The organism is Streptomyces deserti, from assembly GCF_054782695.1.
This window is the reverse complement of sequence record NZ_BAAGRZ010000018.1, coordinates 81,397-97,877: the sequence shown is the minus strand read 5'-3', so window position 1 is coordinate 97,877 and position 16,481 is coordinate 81,397. Positions and strand designations below refer to the sequence as shown.

Annotated in this window: 14 protein-coding genes and 1 pseudogene; 9 read left to right on the top strand and 6 right to left on the bottom strand. The window is 71.2% G+C overall.

Translation table 11 applies throughout. The features are described 5' to 3' along the window. Nucleotides 1-90: 90 nt before the first annotated feature. Nucleotides 91-1,758 (top strand): sigma-70 family RNA polymerase sigma factor, encoded by a 1,668-nt coding sequence (locus ACYVMZ_RS26225; protein WP_461083749.1) that lies wholly within the window; start codon nucleotides 91-93, stop codon nucleotides 1,756-1,758. Here the strand turns inward: ACYVMZ_RS26225 and ACYVMZ_RS26220 are convergent. Next, entirely contained in the window at nucleotides 1,703-2,107 is a 405-nt protein-coding gene (locus tag ACYVMZ_RS26220; protein WP_461083747.1) for a winged helix-turn-helix transcriptional regulator, read from the bottom strand. The genes ACYVMZ_RS26225 and ACYVMZ_RS26220 overlap by 56 nt on opposite strands. A 68-nt stretch (nucleotides 2,108-2,175) precedes the next feature. On the opposite strand from ACYVMZ_RS26220, the gene ACYVMZ_RS26215 reads away from it, so the two are divergent. Next, nucleotides 2,176-2,769 (top strand): NADPH-dependent F420 reductase, encoded by a 594-nt coding sequence (locus ACYVMZ_RS26215; RefSeq protein ID WP_461083866.1) that lies wholly within the window; start codon nucleotides 2,176-2,178, stop codon nucleotides 2,767-2,769. Nucleotides 2,770-2,773: 4 nt separating this feature from the next. Here the strand turns inward: ACYVMZ_RS26215 and ACYVMZ_RS26210 are convergent, their stop codons facing one another. After that, nucleotides 2,774-3,460 (bottom strand): glycerophosphodiester phosphodiesterase, encoded by a 687-nt coding sequence (locus ACYVMZ_RS26210; protein ID WP_461083745.1) that lies wholly within the window; start codon nucleotides 3,458-3,460, stop codon nucleotides 2,774-2,776. Nucleotides 3,461-3,476: 16 nt separating this feature from the next. Beyond that, nucleotides 3,477-4,597 (bottom strand): annotated as a pseudogene (locus ACYVMZ_RS26205) (adenosine deaminase). Nucleotides 4,598-4,738: 141 nt separating this feature from the next. On the opposite strand from ACYVMZ_RS26205, the gene ACYVMZ_RS26200 reads away from it, so the two are divergent. Continuing rightward, nucleotides 4,739-5,461, top strand: a complete 723-nt coding sequence (locus ACYVMZ_RS26200) for a DUF4190 domain-containing protein (protein ID WP_461083743.1) — start codon at nucleotides 4,739-4,741, stop codon at nucleotides 5,459-5,461. Between the two features lie 231 nt (nucleotides 5,462-5,692). Here the strand turns inward: ACYVMZ_RS26200 and ACYVMZ_RS26195 are convergent, their stop codons facing one another. After that, nucleotides 5,693-6,301, bottom strand: a complete 609-nt coding sequence (locus ACYVMZ_RS26195) for an NADAR family protein (protein WP_461083864.1) — start codon at nucleotides 6,299-6,301, stop codon at nucleotides 5,693-5,695. A 304-nt stretch (nucleotides 6,302-6,605) separates the two neighbouring features. Between ACYVMZ_RS26195 and ACYVMZ_RS26190 the strand changes: the two genes are divergently transcribed. The 6 genes from ACYVMZ_RS26190 (at nucleotide 6,606) to ACYVMZ_RS26165 (ending at nucleotide 13,807) form a co-directional block, all read left to right on the top strand. Continuing rightward, on the top strand, nucleotides 6,606-8,144 hold the full coding sequence (locus ACYVMZ_RS26190) for a gamma-aminobutyraldehyde dehydrogenase (RefSeq protein WP_461083741.1): 1,539 nt from the start codon (nucleotides 6,606-6,608) through the stop codon (nucleotides 8,142-8,144). A gap of 105 nt (nucleotides 8,145-8,249) precedes the next feature. Continuing rightward, nucleotides 8,250-9,497 (top strand): polyamine ABC transporter substrate-binding protein, encoded by a 1,248-nt coding sequence (locus tag ACYVMZ_RS26185; RefSeq protein WP_461083739.1) that lies wholly within the window; start codon nucleotides 8,250-8,252, stop codon nucleotides 9,495-9,497. A 5-nt stretch (nucleotides 9,498-9,502) separates the two neighbouring features. Beyond that, nucleotides 9,503-10,642: an ABC transporter ATP-binding protein gene (locus tag ACYVMZ_RS26180; protein WP_461083862.1), complete on the top strand. Its 1,140-nt coding sequence runs from the start codon at nucleotides 9,503-9,505 to the stop codon at nucleotides 10,640-10,642. Further along, entirely contained in the window at nucleotides 10,642-11,565 is a 924-nt protein-coding gene (locus tag ACYVMZ_RS26175) for an ABC transporter permease (protein ID WP_461083737.1), read from the top strand. The genes ACYVMZ_RS26180 and ACYVMZ_RS26175 overlap by 1 nt, the downstream gene beginning before the upstream one ends. Continuing rightward, a complete protein-coding gene (locus ACYVMZ_RS26170; protein ID WP_461083735.1) occupies nucleotides 11,566-12,366 on the top strand; it encodes an ABC transporter permease in 801 nt (266 codons plus the stop codon). It begins immediately after the preceding gene. A 22-nt stretch (nucleotides 12,367-12,388) separates the two neighbouring features. Further along, the gene (locus ACYVMZ_RS26165; protein WP_461083733.1) at nucleotides 12,389-13,807 is read left to right on the top strand and encodes an NAD(P)/FAD-dependent oxidoreductase; all 1,419 of its coding nucleotides are present in this window, start codon (nucleotides 12,389-12,391) and stop codon (nucleotides 13,805-13,807) included. A gap of 2 nt (nucleotides 13,808-13,809) precedes the next feature. Here the strand turns inward: ACYVMZ_RS26165 and ACYVMZ_RS26160 are convergent, their stop codons facing one another. Next, nucleotides 13,810-14,508, bottom strand: coding sequence for a phosphatase PAP2 family protein (locus ACYVMZ_RS26160; protein WP_461083731.1), 699 nt, complete (start codon nucleotides 14,506-14,508; stop codon nucleotides 13,810-13,812). Between the two features lie 408 nt (nucleotides 14,509-14,916). Beyond that, nucleotides 14,917-16,251, bottom strand: coding sequence for a 4-aminobutyrate--2-oxoglutarate transaminase (gene gabT / locus ACYVMZ_RS26155; protein ID WP_461083729.1), 1,335 nt, complete (start codon nucleotides 16,249-16,251; stop codon nucleotides 14,917-14,919). Between the last annotated feature and the right edge of the window lie 230 nt (nucleotides 16,252-16,481).

Genomic DNA, 16,481 nt, shown 5'->3' with positions numbered 1-16,481 from the left:
CCCTTGTGATGCCCCACATGGCCAAGAGCCCCGGCCTGCCTGAGAGGGTGCGTGCGGAACAGTAGTGATCTCAGCCAGTGGAAGGGCACCGTGGACAGTCAGGACTGGCGCCCCATTATCGCGGCGGCGCAGGCCGGCGACCGGCGGGCGCTGGACGAGCTGGTCGCGGGCTGGCTGCCGCTGGTCTACAACATCGTCGGCCGCGCCCTGAACGGCCACGCCGACGTCGACGACGTCGTCCAGGAGACCATGCTGCGCGCCGTCGACCACCTCGGCACGCTGCGCGACCCGGACAGCTTCCGGTCCTGGCTGGTGGCCATCGCCATGCGGCAGATACGGGACCGGGCGCGCCGGAAGCCCGCGGACCGGCTGGACGACGACGATCCGGCACACGCCGCCGACTTCGCCGAACTGACCGTCCTGCGGCTCCAGTTGGAGGGCCAGCGGCGCGAGGTCGCCGAGGCCGTGCGGTGGCTCGACGACGAAGACCGGCAACTGCTGTCGCTGTGGTGGCTGGAGGTCGCCGGCGAGCTGACCCGGCGGGAACTGGCGGCCGCCGTCGGCATCACCCGGCAGCACGCCGCCGTACGCGTCCAGCGCATGAAGGAACGCCTGGACACCGCGCGCGGCATCGTGCGGGCGCTGGACGGCGCCTGCCCGGACCTGCGGGAGCTGACCGCCCGCTGGCACGGGCGGCCCGACTCGGTGTGGCGCAAGCGGCTGGCCCGGCACATCCGGGGCTGCGGCTACTGCGGTGACACCCGCGAGTCCGTCGTACCGGCGGAGCGCCTGCTCGTCGGCATCGCGCTCGTCCCGCTGCCTGTCGGCTTCACCCTGTCGCTGGCGTTCGGCGGCAAGACGGCGGCGGCCGCCACAGCCGCCACGTCCGCCGGGTGGTCCGCCAAGGTGCTGAGCGCGCTGACCAAGCCGGCCGTCGCGATGACGGCGGGTGCGACCATCGTCGCGGGCGGCGCGTACGTCGTCACCCAGCCGCCCGACGCCCCGCCGCCCCGCGCCGCCGTCACAGCCACCACGGCGACCACCGCCGCCCCTCCGGCCCCCTCCGCCCCGCCTCCGCGTACCCCGACTCAGCCCACCCCGACTCCGTCGGCCACGAAGAAGGCCGACCTGTACGGCACGGTCGTCGACGCCGTCGACCGGGCACCGGACCCCGACGCGAAGCCCTCCGCCCTGCCGCGCCGCCCCGAGTCCGGGATCACCAGCACCGGCGGCCCGAAGGCCGTCATGCAGCACCGCGGCGACAGCGTCACGCTCACCGGCCAGGGCTATGTGCTGGTGCGCTGGCAGATCTCGCCCAGGTCGCGGCCCGGCGCGGTGGTCATGCCGACCTGGACCGGCCTGAAGGGCAGGCTGTTCCACGTGGCCTCCGGCGGCGGCCGCCGGATGGACGACCCGCTGCCCGGCGCCCCCGACGGCTACGCCACCGGCATGGGCGGACCGGGCATCGGCTACGCCGTCCTGCCGGACGGCACCCAGCAGATGTGGCAGAACGAGTACTTCTACATCGACGGCTCCGTCACCCTCACCCAGCAGGAGAGGGGCTGCGACTACGGCATCACCGTCTTCCCGTCGAGCTGGGAGGCGGTGGACCAGGACATCAACACCGGGCCCGCCCAGGGCGCGATCCGCTACGGCCTGGTCCGCGACACCGGCACGGACGCGGCCCCGGTCCCGCAGTACGTCACCCGTGGGACCTCGGCGGACCCGGCGACGGTGCCGCAGCGCTCGCGCGTGTAGCGGTGTAGCGGTCCTGCGCCGCCAGCACCTCGTCGCCGTGCTCGAACGCCCACGCACCGACGGCGTCGATCGGGGCGAGCAACGTCCGGCCCAGGCCGGTGAGTTCGTACTCGACGCGCGGCGGCGAACCGCCGTACGCCCGCCGTGCGACGAGCCCGTTGAACTCCAGCCGCCGCAAGGTCTCCGTCAGGACCTTCTGGCTGATGCCGCCGATGCTCTCGCGCAACTCGCCGTGGCGCACCGGGCCGTGGCGCAGGGCCCACAGCACCACGGCGTTCCAGGTGTGGGCGAGCAGATCGAAGGCGAGCCGGGCGCGGCAGTCGGCGAGGAACGTCTGGTCGGTGGTCACGTACCGAATGGTGCCCGAGCGGCTCCCTACTGTCGTGGGAAATCCGACGACGAGGGAAGCATCGGACCCTGCGGATAGGCATGGTGGGCACGGGCGGCATGGCGGACGCCTTGGGGACGCAATGGAGGCGCGCCGGGCACGACGTGGTCACCGGGGGACGCTCGGGCGGGCTGCGGGAGGCGGCGGAGTCCGGCACGGACGCGGTGCTGCTGGCGGTGCCGTACGACGCCGTGGTGGACGTGGTCGCCGGGCTCGAAGAGGCGCTGCGCGGACGGACGTTGATCGACTGCACCAACCCGGTCGGACCGGGCTTCGCCCTGCGCACGGCAGGCGGCCCCTCGGCGGCCGAACGCATCGCGTCCGCCGCCCCCACCGCCCATGTGGTCAAGGCGTTCAACCTCTGCCATGTCGACGTCTGGCGTCTGACCCAGCCCGTCTTCGACGGCCGCCCCCTCGCGGTGCCGCTGTGCGGGGACGACGCGCACGCGCTGTCCGTCGTACGACGTCTCGTGCGCGACCTCGGCTGCGCGCCGCTGAACGCCGGGGGACTGGAGCGGGCCGGGCTGCTGGAGGCCACGGCGGCACTGCTGATCGGGCTGTGGGTGGGGGAGGGGGCGGACGCGCAGGCGATCGCGCCCCCGCTCGCCTTCTCGGGCGTCTAGGTCCCTAGGGCTGGTTGCGCAGCGCGCACAGCGTGTCGATGCGGTTGGTGGTGATCGAGTCCACGCCCATGTCCAGGAGGCGACGCATGGAGCGGCGGGTGTCCGGGGTCCAGGCCGACAGCAGGTAGCCATCACCGTGGACCCGCTCGGCCAGGGGGCGGCTCACCAGGCCGAAGCGGTAGTTGAGCCAGCGCGGGCGGATCGCCTCCAGTAGGACCGGCCGTGGCGGGGCCAGTGTCGTCCAGGTCAGCGCGATCTCGGCGGCCGGGTCCGCGGCGCGCACGGCGAGCATGGCGGGGGCGCCCGCGCAGTAGTACACGCGCTCCTGCGCCCCGCACTCCCGTACGACGTCCACGACCCGGCGGGCCGAGCGCACGTCGGGCGTGCCCGGTAGGTCGAGCATCACCCGGTGCCCGTCGGTCGCGGTCAGCGCGTCCGCCAGCGTCGGCACCCCGCCGCCGGTCAGCCCGCGCACCTCCTCCCACGACAGCCCGAGCAGCGGCCGGTCGTGCTCCCACAGCCGCTTCAGCGTCTGGTCGTGCAGCAGCACCGGCACGCCGTCCCGGGTCAGCCGTACGTCGATCTCGACGGCGTCCGCGCCCCGGGCGAGCGCGGAACGCAGCGAGGCGACCGTGTTCTCCCGGGCGCGGTAGGGGTCGCCGCGGTGGGCCACGGCGGTCACGTTCTGCATGGGAGTCATGGTGGGGTCAGGGCGCGAGCCAGGTCGAGGTGTACGTGTCGATCTCGTCCTTGATCCGGGCCTTGCCGGGCTCGTCGAGGAAGGACGCCTCGACTGCGTTCTTCGCCAGCTCGGCCAGGCCGCGTTCGTCGAGGCCGAGGAGGCGGGCGGCGACCGCGTACTCGCCGTTGAGGTCGGTGCCGAACATCGGCGGGTCGTCGGAGTTGATGGTGACCAGGACTCCGGCCCGCACGAACTCCTTGATCGGGTGCTCGTCGAGGACGCGCACCGCGCGGGTGGCGATGTTGGAGGTCGGGCACACCTCCAGCGGGATGCGGTGCTCGGCCAGGTGCGCGAGCAGCTTCGGGTCCTGCGCGGAACTGGTGCCGTGGCCGATGCGCTCGGCGCGCAGGTGGGTGAGGGCGTCCCACACGGTCTCCGGGCCGGTGGTCTCGCCCGCGTGCGGGACGGAGTGCAGCCCGGCGGCGATCGCCCGGTCGAAGTACGGCTTGAACTGCGGCCGTGGTACGCCGATCTCGGGCCCGCCCAGCCCGAAGGAGACCAGGCCCTCGGGGCGCAGCCGGTCGTCGGTGGCGAGCCGTGTCGTCTCCTCGGCGGCCTCCAGCCCGGCCTCGCCGGGGATGTCGAAGCACCAGCGCAGCACGGTCCCGAACTCGGCCTCGGCCGCCTTGCGGGCGTCCTCGATCGCGTCCATGAAGGCGCGGGCGTCGATGCCGCGGCGGGTGGACGAGTACGGCGTGATGGTCAGCTCGGCGTAGCGCACCCGCTGCCGGGCCAGCTCGCGGGCCACCTCGTAGGTGAGCAGCCGTACGTCCTCCGGCGTGCGGATGAGGTCGACGACGGACAGGTACACCTCGATGAAGTGGGCGAAGTCCGTGAAGGTGAAGTAGTCGACCAGGGCCTCGGGGTCGATGGGGACCTTCGAGTCCGGGTGGCGGGCGGCCAGCTCGGAGACGATGCGGGGGGAGGCGGAGCCGACGTGGTGCACGTGCAGTTCGGCCTTGGGCAGTCCGGCGATGAAGGCACGCAGGTCGCGGGCCTCACCGGCGGCGGGCGCGGCGGGACGGTCGGTCAAGGTTCCTCCCCGGAACGGCGTCCCCGGCCTGGCTGCGGCGGGACGCGGGTGATCGGCTGATCGGTGACTCGGGGATCATCGTAGGCCGGGGGCCGGGGGCCGCAGCGGCGGGGAGGGCGGAAGCGGAGGGGGCGACCGAGCGGCGGCGCCAAGGGCTTAGCATGGCGGGACGGTCGACCGAGGGGGGACAGGACGTGACGGACGGAACGCAGGCCGGCGGTGGCGCAGGGGCCGGCCGGGACCCGTGGGCGCCGCCGGAGCACAGGACCTCGCTCGAGAAGCAGACCCGGCAGTCCGGGGCATCGGACCAGCCGTCCGCGCAGCAGCCCACGGCGCAGCAGCCCATGGGGCAGCCCACGGCGCAGCCGCCGTCCGTGCACGACCAGGTCACCATGACCTCGATGCCCGCGAGTGGATTCGCCTCCCCGGGCTTCGGCCCCGCCGGCGGAACCCCGGCCGCGGGCAGCCCGCAGCCCGCCGTGCCGCCACCGCCGATCGCCCCGTCCGGCCCCGGTGCCCCCGGCCCCGCCGCGCCCGGCGGATACGGATACCCCGGCTACGGCTGGCCCGGTACGCCGATGCCGCCGCAGAACGGCATGGGCATCGCGGCGATGGTGCTGGGCATCGTCTCCTGCACCCTGTTCTGCCTGTACGGCGTGATCTCCCTCGTGACCGGCATCCTCGCCGTGGTCTTCGGGATCAAGGGACGCAGGCGGGCCGAGCGCGGGGTGGCCACCAACCACGGTCAGGCCCAGGCGGGTCTGATCATGGGCATCATCGGCATCGTCCTCGGCATCGCCGTGATCGTCCTGATGGTCGTCGGGATCACGGCTGCCATCAACGAGGACAACGACGACCCCGATCCCTACTACGGCGCCGGCCCCGGCGCGGTGGTCTCCGTTCTGCCCCCTCGCTGACCCGGTCCAGCGGCTCGTGCCCGTGCCACGGCCGGGTCCGTGAGGGCGGGGCCCGCAGCCGACGGGCCCCCAAACCGTGGCCCGGCTCCTCATGCCCCCAGTGCGCTGTCGCCGGACTGGGGGGGCCGGGCGACTCGCGGGCCACCTCGGTGAGCCGACGGCAGCCGCGGCCGCCGAACCGGCGGTGTACAGCCTCGCCGTGCCCGTGCGGCGTGCGGCGGGCCGTGGGTGTCACCCGGCCCGCAACCGCTCCCGGGCCTCCATCAACGCGAACCCGAGCAGATTCGCTCCCCGCCACCGCTCCGGATCCAGCGCCGCTTCGTCATCCGCCGCCAGCCCGATGCCCCACACGCGGTCCACGGGGCTCGCCTCGACCAGCACCCTCCCCCGGCCTCCGGCCCGGGGGACACCCATCTCGCCTCGCTCGCCCGTGCCGAGCAGAAACGCCCGGAGATCCGCATGCGCGGCGAACTTGTGCACGCTGCCCTCCACGACGATCCGGAACCGCTCCCGCTCCCACGCGGCCTCGTCGAAGCCACGCACCAGCCGCCCGGCCTTCTTGGCCAGCGAGGGATGGTCCGCCGCCAGCACCCGCCGCTCCGCCTCCGCGTCCCCGAACAGCCGCGCCTTCTCGGCCATCATCCAGTGCTCGGCGGTCCGATAGGTGACGCCGTCCACCGTGAACGGCGCCGGCCACCACTGGCTCAGACAGCTGGGCCCGATCCGCCCGTCCGGCCGCGGCCGGTGTCCCCAGAAGTGCAGATACCTGACCTTCGCCCCCGCGCGGACGGCCCTGATCAGCGCTTCCCGGGAATCGATCGCGCCCGTGACCCCGTCCATCGCCCCTGTGATCCCGTCCATCGCCCCTGTGATCCCGTCCATTTCCCCCGTGATCCCTTCCCTCGCCCCCGTGATCCTCTTCCTCGCCCCCGTGATCCTTTCCATGCACGCGAGTCTCGCAGGCACCACTGACACTCCGTCCCCCTTTTTCGGGCCTGCTCGACACCTGGTCGACAGATTCCGTCGCGTAATCAAAAGGCAACAACGGAATCACTTGTTGGAGTGCCACTCCTCTGTCAGGATCGGCACTCAAATCGAGCTTGAGCTACGCCGGCCTCCCACCGGGGACACGGAGGAGAGCGACATGCACAACCCGGGCAACGCCACCCCGGAACGATTCCCGGCCCAGGACCGCTTCGCGGACGGTGCGCAGTTCATCGCGGGCCGCCTGACGAAGGGCACCTCCGGCCGGACGCACGCGGTCGTCGACCCGGCGACCGGCGAGGAGGTGTACACCTACGAGCTGGCCGGCCCGGCGGACGTGGACGCCGCCGTCGCCGCCGCGCGCGAGGCCTTCCCGGCCTGGGCGGCGGCCACCCCCGGCGAGCGTTCCGACGCCCTGCACCGCTTCGCCGCCGTGCTCGCCGAGCGCGCCGAGGACTTCGCCCGGGCCGAATCCCTGCAGTGCGGCAAGCCGCTGAAGCTGACCCGCGAGTTCGACGTCCCGGGGACCATCGACAACACCGCCTTCTTCGCCGGTGCCGCCCGGCACCTCCAGGGGCAGTCCGCCGGTGAGTACTCCGGCGACCACACCTCGTACGTCCGCCGCGAGCCCATCGGTGTCGTCGGCTCCATCGCGCCCTGGAACTACCCCCTCCAGATGGCCGCCTGGAAGATCCTCCCGGCGATCGCCGCGGGCAACACCATCGTCCTGAAGCCCGCCGAGCTCACCCCGCTGACCTCGCTCCTGTTCGCCCAGGCGGCCACGGACGCCGGAATCCCGGACGGCGTGATCAACATCGTCACCGGCGCAGGGCAGGAAGCGGGCGAGCACCTCGTGGCCCACCCCGACGTGGCCATGACCTCCTTCACCGGCTCCACCGCCGTCGGCAAGCGCGTCGCCGAGCTCGCCACCGCGACCGTGAAGCGCCTGCACCTGGAGCTCGGCGGCAAGGCCCCGTTCGTCGTCTTCGACGACGCCGACCTGGAGGCGGCCGTGCACGGCGCGGTCGCGGGCGCGCTCATCAACACCGGGCAGGACTGCACGGCCGCCACGCGCGCGTACGTACAACGGTCCCTCTACGAGGAGTTCGTCGAGCGCACGGCCGCCCTCATGGAGAGCGTCCGGCTCGGTGACCCCTTCGCCCCCGGCACCGACCTCGGCCCGCTGATCTCGCACGTCCAGCGCGACCGGGTGGCAGGGTTCGTCGGCCGGGCGCGTGCGTACGCGCGCGTGGTGACCGGCGGCGAGGCACCGGGAGGGGAGCTCGCCAAGGGCGCCTACTACAGGCCGACCCTCATCGCCGACGCGCCCCAGGACAGCGAGGTCGTGCAGTCCGAGATCTTCGGGCCGGTCCTGGCCGTGCTTCCCTTCGACACCGACGAGGAGGGAATCCGGCTCGCCAACGACACGCCGTACGGCCTCGCCGCCTCCGCCTGGAGCCGGGACGTGTACCGGGCGAACCGCGCCACCCGCGAGATCAAGGCCGGGTGCGTGTGGATCAACGACCACATCCCGATCATCAGCGAGATGCCGCACGGCGGCTACAAGGCGTCCGGCTTCGGCAAGGACATGTCTGCCTACTCCTTCGAGGAGTACACGCAGATCAAGCACGTCATGTTCGACAACACGGCGGTGGCCAGGAAGGACTGGCACCGCACCATCTTCGGGGACCGGCGGTGATCGCCGCCCGGCGGTAGCCGGACACCGACTACCGCCGGCCACCGCCGGGTGTGACGACAGGCCGCCGACCACGGCCGACCAACCCTCCGAAAGGTCACCACGCGCATGGAGCAGTACGAGCCAGACCGCCTGTCCCCGGCCCAAGTGGCCGCCATGCGGCGCAGCTTCCGCAACGGCCGGGCCGCCCTCACCCGCCGTTCGCTGCTGCGCGCCTCCGCGGGCGGTGCGCTCGCGGCCGGCGGACTCGGCGCGCTGAGCGCCTGCGGCATTCCCGCGGCGGGCAAGTCGCAGGGTGGCGTCCCCGCAGCGGACCACTCGGCCAAGGAGAAGGTCGTCACCTTCTCCAACTGGACCGAGTACATGGACGTCGACGACAGCGGCAAACGCCACCCGACGCTGGAGCAGTTCACCCGGCGCACCGGCATCAGGGTCAAGTACACCGAGGACATCAACGACAACAACGAGTTCTTCGGCAAGATCAAGCCGCAGCTCGCCGCCGGCCAGGACACCGGCCGCGATCTCATCGTCCTCACCGACTGGCTGGCCGGCCGCCTCATCCGCCTGGGCTGGGTGCAGAAGCTGGACCCGTCCAACCTGCCGCACGCCTTCGCCAACCTGTCGCAGCAGTTCCGCAGCCCCGACTGGGACCCGGGACGGGCGTACTCGTACCCCTGGCAGGGCATCTCGACCGTCATCGCCTACAACAAGAAGGCGCTCGACGGCGTCGAGGTGAAGTCGGTCTCCGACATGCTCGACAACCCCAGGCTCAAGGGCCGGGTCGGCTTCCTCACCGAGATGCGCGACTCGATCGGCATGACCCTGCTCGACATGGGCAAGGACCCGGCGAACTTCACCGACGACGACTACGACGCGGCGATCGCCCGCCTGCAGAAGGCCGTCGACAAGGGCCAGATCCGCCGCTTCACCGGCAACGACTACACCTCCGACCTCACCAAGGGCGACTTCGCGGCCTGCCTGGCCTGGGCCGGTGACGTCGTCCAGCTCAAGGCGGACAGCCCGGACGTCGACTTCCTCATCCCGGACAGCGGCTACATGACGTCCAGCGACAACCTGCTGATCCCCAACAAGGCCCGCCACAAGACGAACGCCGAGCGGCTCATCGACTTCTACTACGAGCCGCAGGCGGCCGCCGAGCTCGCCGCCTACATCAACTACGTCTGTCCCGTCGACGGCGTGAAGGAAGAGCTGGCGAAGATCGACGAGGACGCGGCGAACAACCCGCTGATCCTCCCCGACAAGGCCATGCAGGCCAAGTCCCGTGCCTTCCGCTCGCTGAGCGCGAAGGAAGAGACGGCCTACGAAGCGAAGTTCGCGAAGCTCACAGGGGCGTGACCACCATGACGAACGGCACCAGCGGCGACGTCCGCCTCTCCGGTATCAGCAAGACCTACGGCTCCTTCACGGCCGTCCACCCGCTCGACCTGACCGTGCCGCAGGGCTCCTTCTTCGCCCTGCTCGGCGCGTCCGGCTGCGGCAAGACCACCACGCTGCGGATGATCGCGGGCCTGGAGGAACCTTCCTCCGGCACCGTCCACCTCGGCGACCAGGACGTGACGCCCCTGCCGCCGTACAGGCGGCCGGTGAACACGGTCTTCCAGTCCTACGCCCTCTTCCCGCACCTCGACATCTTCGAGAACGTCGCCTTCGGCCTGCGCCGGCGCGGCATCAAGAGCGTGAAGAAGCAGGTCGAGGAGATGCTGGAGCTCGTCCAGCTCGGCGAGCAGGCCCGCAAGAAGCCGCACCAGCTCTCCGGCGGCCAGCAGCAGCGCGTCGCCGTGGCCCGCGCGCTGATCAACCACCCCAAGGTGCTCCTCCTGGACGAGCCCCTCGGCGCCCTCGACCTGAAGCTGCGCCGCCAGATGCAGCTGGAGCTCAAGCGCATCCAGACCGAGGTCGGCATCACCTTCGTCCACGTCACGCACGACCAGGAGGAGGCCATGACGATGGCCGACACGGTCGCCGTGATGAACGCGGGCCGCGTCGAACAGCTCGGCTCACCCACCGACCTGTACGAGAACCCGCGGACCACGTTCGTCGCCAACTTCCTCGGCACCTCCAACTTCATCGAGGCCGAGGTCGACTCCAGGAGCGGCGACGAGATCGTGCTGAAGGCCGGCGGCGGCAAGCTGGTCCTCCCCGAGGCGCGGTGCGGCGCGCCCGCGACCACCGGCGGAAAGGTCCTGGTCGGCGTCCGCCCGGAGAAGATCTCCCTCACGCACGCCGACGACGCGGGGGAGATCCCGGCGGGCCGCAACCGCATCACCGGCCGGATCGCCGACTCCAGCTTCATCGGCGTCTCCACGCAGTACGTCGTCGACAGCCCGGTCTGCCCCGACTTCGAGGTCTACGCCCAGAACATCGACCGCGACCCGCGCCTCGTGCCGGGCGCCGAGGTGGTCCTGCACTGGAACCCGGCGCACACCTTCGGCCTCGATGCCACCCAGGACATCGAAGCAGGAGTGGAAGAGGCCGCCTGATGACGACGCTCACCGAAGCGCCACCCCTGGCGCCCGCCCCGGAGCAGAAGCCGCCCCGCAGGCGGGGCCGCTGGACGCCGTATCTGCTGCTCCTGCCCGGCATCCTCTGGCTGCTGGTCTTCTTCGCGCTGCCGATGATCTACCAGGCCTCCACGTCCGTGCAGACGGGCTCCCTGGAGGAGGGCTACAAGGTCACCTGGCACTTCGCGACCTACTGGGACGCGCTGAGCGAGTACTGGCCGCAGTTCGTCCGCTCGGTGCTCTACGCGGGCACCGCGACGATCCTGTGCCTGCTGCTCGGCTATCCGCTGGCGTACCTGATCGCCTTCCGCGCGGGACGCTGGCGGAACCTGATCATGATCCTGGTGATCGCGCCGTTCTTCACCAGCTTCCTGATCCGCACCCTGGCCTGGAAGACGATCCTCGCGGACGGCGGCCCGGTCGTCGGCGCGCTCAACACGCTGCACGTCCTGGACGTCACCAGTTGGCTCGGCTGGACCGCGGGTGACCGCGTGCTGGCCACACCGCTGGCGGTGGTGTGCGGTCTGACGTACAACTTCCTGCCGTTCATGATCCTGCCGCTGTACACCTCGCTCGAGCGCATCGACCCGCGGCTGCACGAGGCGGCGGGCGATCTGTACGCCCGGCCCTGGACCACCTTCCGCAAGGTCACCTTCCCGCTGTCGATGCCGGGCGTGGTCTCCGGCACGCTGCTCACCTTCATCCCGGCCGCCGGCGACTACGTCAACGCCGACCTGCTCGGCTCGACGGACACCCGCATGGTCGGCAACGTCATCCAGTCCCAGTTCCTGCGGATTCTGGACTACCCGACGGCCGCGGCCCTCTCCTTCATCCTCATGGCAGCGATTCTGCTCATGGTCACCCTCTACATCCGCAGGTCCGGGACGGAGGATCTGGTCTAAATGCCCTTCGTCAACTGGCTCAGGCGTCACCTCGTGGTCATCGCGGGGCTCATGACGCTCGCTTATCTCCTCCTGCCGAACGTCATCGTGACGGTGTTCTCCTTCAACAAGCCGAAGGGGCGCTTCAACTACGAGTGGCAGCAGTTCTCCCTGGACGCCTGGAAGGACCCGTGCGGCGTCTCCGACCTGTGCGGCTCGCTGTCGGCCAGCCTCCAGATCGCCTTCTGGGCGACGCTCGGCGCCACGCTCCTCGGCACGCTGATCGCCTTCGCGCTGGCCCGCTACCGCTTCCGCGCCCGCGGCGCCGTCAACTCGCTGATCTTCCTGCCGATGGCGATGCCCGAGGTCGTGATGGCCGCCTCGCTGCTCACCCTGTTCCTCAACATGGGTGCCGAGCTGGGCTTCTGGACGATCCTGATCGCCCACATCATGTTCTGCCTCAGCTTCGTCGTGACGGCGGTCAAGGCGCGCGTGATGTCGATGGACCCGAGACTGGAGCAGGCGGCGCAGGACCTGTACGCCGGCCCGTTCCAGACGTTCGTCCGGGTCACCCTGCCGATCGCCGCCCCCGGCATCGCGGCGGGCGCACTGCTCGCCTTCGCGCTCTCCTTCGACGATTTCATCATCACGAATTTCAACGCGGGCTCGACCGTCACCTTCCCGATGTTCGTCTGGGGCTCGGCGCAGCGCGGCACGCCCGTGCAGATCAACGTCATCGGTACGGCCATGTTCGTCGTCGCCGTACTCCTCGTGCTGGCCTCGATGGCCGTCAGCAACCGCAGAAACAAACAGAAGGCATAAGCCCCTGTAGGGAGTTGAAATCATGGCCCCGAGCGCCATGAGCCGTTGGACGAAGTCTCTCTCCGAAGCCCAGCCGGTCCCGTACTGGCTGGACGACCCCGGCAGACCCCGCCCCGACCCCGCGCTCACCACCGCCGAGACCTGCGACCTGCTGGTCGTCGGCGGCGGCTACAGCGGACTGTGGACCGCGCTGATCGCCAAGGAGCGCGACCCGGGCCGGGACGTGGTGCTGGTGGAGGGCCGCGAGGTGGGCTGGGCCGCCTCGGGCCGCAACGGCGGCTTCTGCGCCGCCTCCCTCACCCACGGCCTGCCCAATGGCCTCGCCCGGTGGCCGGACGAGATCCACAAGCTCCAAAAGCTGGGCGCCCGCAACCTCGACGAGATCGAGGCGGCGGTCGCCCGCCACTCCATCGACTGCGACTTCGAACGCACCGGCGAGATCGACGTCGCCACCGAGACCTACCAGGCGTGGGAACTGCGCGACTGGTACGAGGAGATGGAGCGGCGGGGCCTGGCCGACGGCGTCGAGCTCCTGGACGCAGACGCGGTCCGGGAGCAGGTGAACTCCCCGACCTTCCAGGCGGGCCTGTGGGACCGCCGGGGTGTGGCCATGCTCAACCCCGCCAAACTCGCCTGGGGTCTGAAGCGGGCATGCCTGCGGCTCGGTGTCCGCGTCTACGAGCACACCCCCGCCCTGACCCTGAAGCCGTACGGCGCCGGCATGGCCGTACGCACCCCGTACGGCCGGGTCCGCGCCCGCAAGGTCGCGCTCGGCACCAACGTCTTCCCGAACCTCGTCAGACGTGTCCGGGCCTACACGGTCCCGGTCTACGACTACGCCCTGATGACCGAACCGCTCACCGCCGGCCAGCTGGCGTCGATCGGCTGGGGGAACCGCCAGGGCCTCGGCGACTCGGCGAACCAGTTCCACTACTTCCGGCTCTCCGCCGACAACCGCATCCTGTGGGGCGGCTACGACGCGGTCTACCCGTACGGCGGCCGGGTGCGCGCCGAGTACGACGACCGCCCTCAGACCTACGCCAAGCTCGCAGGGCACTTCTTCACCTGCTTCCCGCAACTGGAGGGCCTCCGCTTCACGCACGCCTGGGGCGGCGCGATCGACACCTGCTCACGCTTCTCGGCGTTCTTCGGCACCGCGCACCAGGGGAAGGTCGCGTACGCGGCCGGGTACACGGGGCTGGGCGTCGGCGCGACCCGCTTCGGTGCCGAGGTGATGCTGGACCTGCTGGCGGGGGAGCGCACGGAGCGCACGTCGCTGGAGATGGTCCGCAGGAAACCGCTGCCCTTCCCGCCGGAGCCCTTCGCCTGGACGGGCATCGCCCTCACCAAGTGGTCGCTGGCCCGGGCGGACGCGCACGGCGGGCGCCGCAATCTGTGGCTGCGGACGATGGACCGGCTGGGGCTCGGCTTCGACAGCTGACCTCAGCCGACCGCAGAAAGACGGCTGCTTCGGCTGAGGAAGAGCACGAGGCCGGTCAGCAGCACCGTGCACAGGCACCAACTGGCCACGACGTCCAGTGGCCAGTGGTAGCCGCGACGGACCAGACCGAAGCCGACGCCCGCATTGACGACGAGGCAGACGGTGACGAGAACGCAGCGGGCGAGGGCGGTACGGAGCCAGGGGAGGAGGAGCAGGGTCGTGGCGCCGTAGGCGACGGCGGCCGTGGCCGTGTGGCCCGAGGGGTAGAAGTCGGTGCCGGGTGGCACGGCCGGCGTCCCGGGGCGGTCGGTCAGTTCCTTGAGGGGCACGATCAGGGCCGGGACGAGGACCATGAGGAGGGCCGCGGCGACCGACGGCAGCCACCAGCGGCCCGTCCCCGCGGCCCGTGCTCGCCAGGCGACGTGGACCAGGCCGGTGGCCAGCACCGGTACGGCGACCGGGATGTTGCCCAGGTCGGCCAGGAGTTCGGAGCAGCGGTCGGGGTGGACCAGGGCACGGCTGACGCGTTCGTCGACGCCCACGAGCGGGCCGTCGGCGACGACCTGCCAGGTGATCAGGGCGAAGAGGAGGGCCGGAAGGCCGAGAAGAAGGGAGAGGCAGACCGGCCCCGCCGGAACGGACGGCCGTCTCCCGCCCGGTGCGGTGGGCATCTCGAGGCCCTGATCACGGGAGGTCGACATGGCCGACAGCTTGGCACGGCCGCCGTGCATCCGGAGCGCCGGAGGAGGTCGGCCGCCCCGGAACAGGGGGGGTTGTTCCGAGGCGGCCGTCCGGATCGGAATGTCGCGCGCCCCGGGGGGTTTGGGGCGGGCGACATTCCGATCGGTGAGGAGATCCGAAGCCGGAGGCTCCAGTTGTGTGCGCGAGGGCACGACCAGGTCGAAGCTGGGGAGGCCCCGGCCTGATGTCACCCACAGTCCCCTGTGGGCGGGGGTGTATCTCTCATCTGGGTAGAACGTACGACAGGGGGTGCGCGTGCGACAGGGTGAACGGCCCCCTGTCATCCACCTCGCACACGTTCTTCACACGCTCTGCCGCTCGCCGCCCCGGTGGCGGAACCGGGGCGGCTCACCTGCCCTGTCACCGGCTCAGATGCGCGCGAAGGCCTGCTCGATGATGTCGAGGCCCTCGTTCAGCAGGTCCTCGCCGATCACCAGCGGAGGCAGGAAGCGCAGCACGTTGCCGTACGTGCCACAGGTCAGGACCAGCAGGCCCTCGGCGTGGCAGGCCTTGGCGAGCGCGGTGGTGGCCTCCGGGTTCGGCTCCTTCGTCGTACGGTCCTTGACCAGCTCGATGGCGATCATGGCGCCGCGGCCGCGGACGTCGCCGATGATGTCGAACTTCTCGGCCATGGCGCCGAGACGGGCCTTCATGACCGCCTCGATCGCCTTCGCCTTCGCGTTGAGGTCGAGCTCCTTCATCGTCTCGATCGCGCCGAGCGCGCCCGCGCAGGCCACCGGGTTGCCGCCGTAGGTGCCGCCCAGGCCGCCCGCGTGCGCGGCGTCCATGATCTCGGCGCGGCCGGTGACGGCGGCGAGCGGCAGACCGCCCGCGATGCCCTTCGCCGTCGTGATCAGGTCGGGCACGATGCCCTCGTCCTCGCAGGCGAACCACTGGCCGGTGCGGCAGAAGCCGGACTGGATCTCGTCGGCGACGAAGACGATGCCGTGGTCCGAGGCGAACTGGCGGATCGCCGGCAGGAAGCCCTTCGCCGGCTCGATGAAGCCGCCCTCGCCGAGCACCGGCTCGATGATGATGGCGGCGATGTTCTCCGCGCCGACCTGCTTGGACATCTGGTCGATGGCCTGGGCCGCGGCCTCCGGGCCGGCGTTCTCCGGGCCGGTCGGCCAGCGGTAGCCGTAGGCGACCGGCACGCGGTAGACCTCGGGCGCGAACGGGCCGAAGCCGTGCTTGTACGGCATGTTCTTCGCCGTCAGCGCCATCGTGAGGTTCGTACGGCCGTGGTAGCCGTGGTCGAAGACGACGACCGCCTGGCGCTTGGTGTACGCGCGGGCGATCTTCACCGCGTTCTCGACGGCCTCGGCGCCGCTGTTGAACAGCGCGGACTTCTTGGCGTGGTCGCCCGGGGTCAGCTCGGCCAGCGCCTCGGCGACGGCGACGTAGCCCTCGTACGGCGTGACCATGAAACAGGTGTGGGTGAAGTCGGCGAGCTGGGCGGTGGCCCGGCGTACGACGGCCTCGGCGGAGGCGCCGACGCTCGTCACCGCGATGCCGGAGCCGAAGTCGATCAGACGGTTGCCGTCGACGTCCTCGATGATGCCGCCGCCCGCCCGCGCGGTGAACACGGGCAGTACGGAGCCCACGCCCTGCGCGACCGCGGCGGTACGGCGGGCCTGCAGCTGAAGCGACTTCGGGCCGGGGATGGCGGTGACGACGCGGCGCTCCTGCGGAAGTGCGGTCATGCGGGGCTCCTGGGTTACGAACGGGGTCTTGCGGACGCTTGCCTTCTTTTCTCGCAGGCTAGGACCGGTGAGGAGGAGTGGGCATGCTCCATGTGGGCGCTGTCGGCGGTGCCCGTTGTCCGCCGTGGATATAGATGCCCGGGACCGAGTCTCCCCAGGACCGGCCGCGTAATCGGTGAACTCGCGTTGCCCGGGCGTTAGATTGGCTCGGCGATGGTGGACGGAACGGC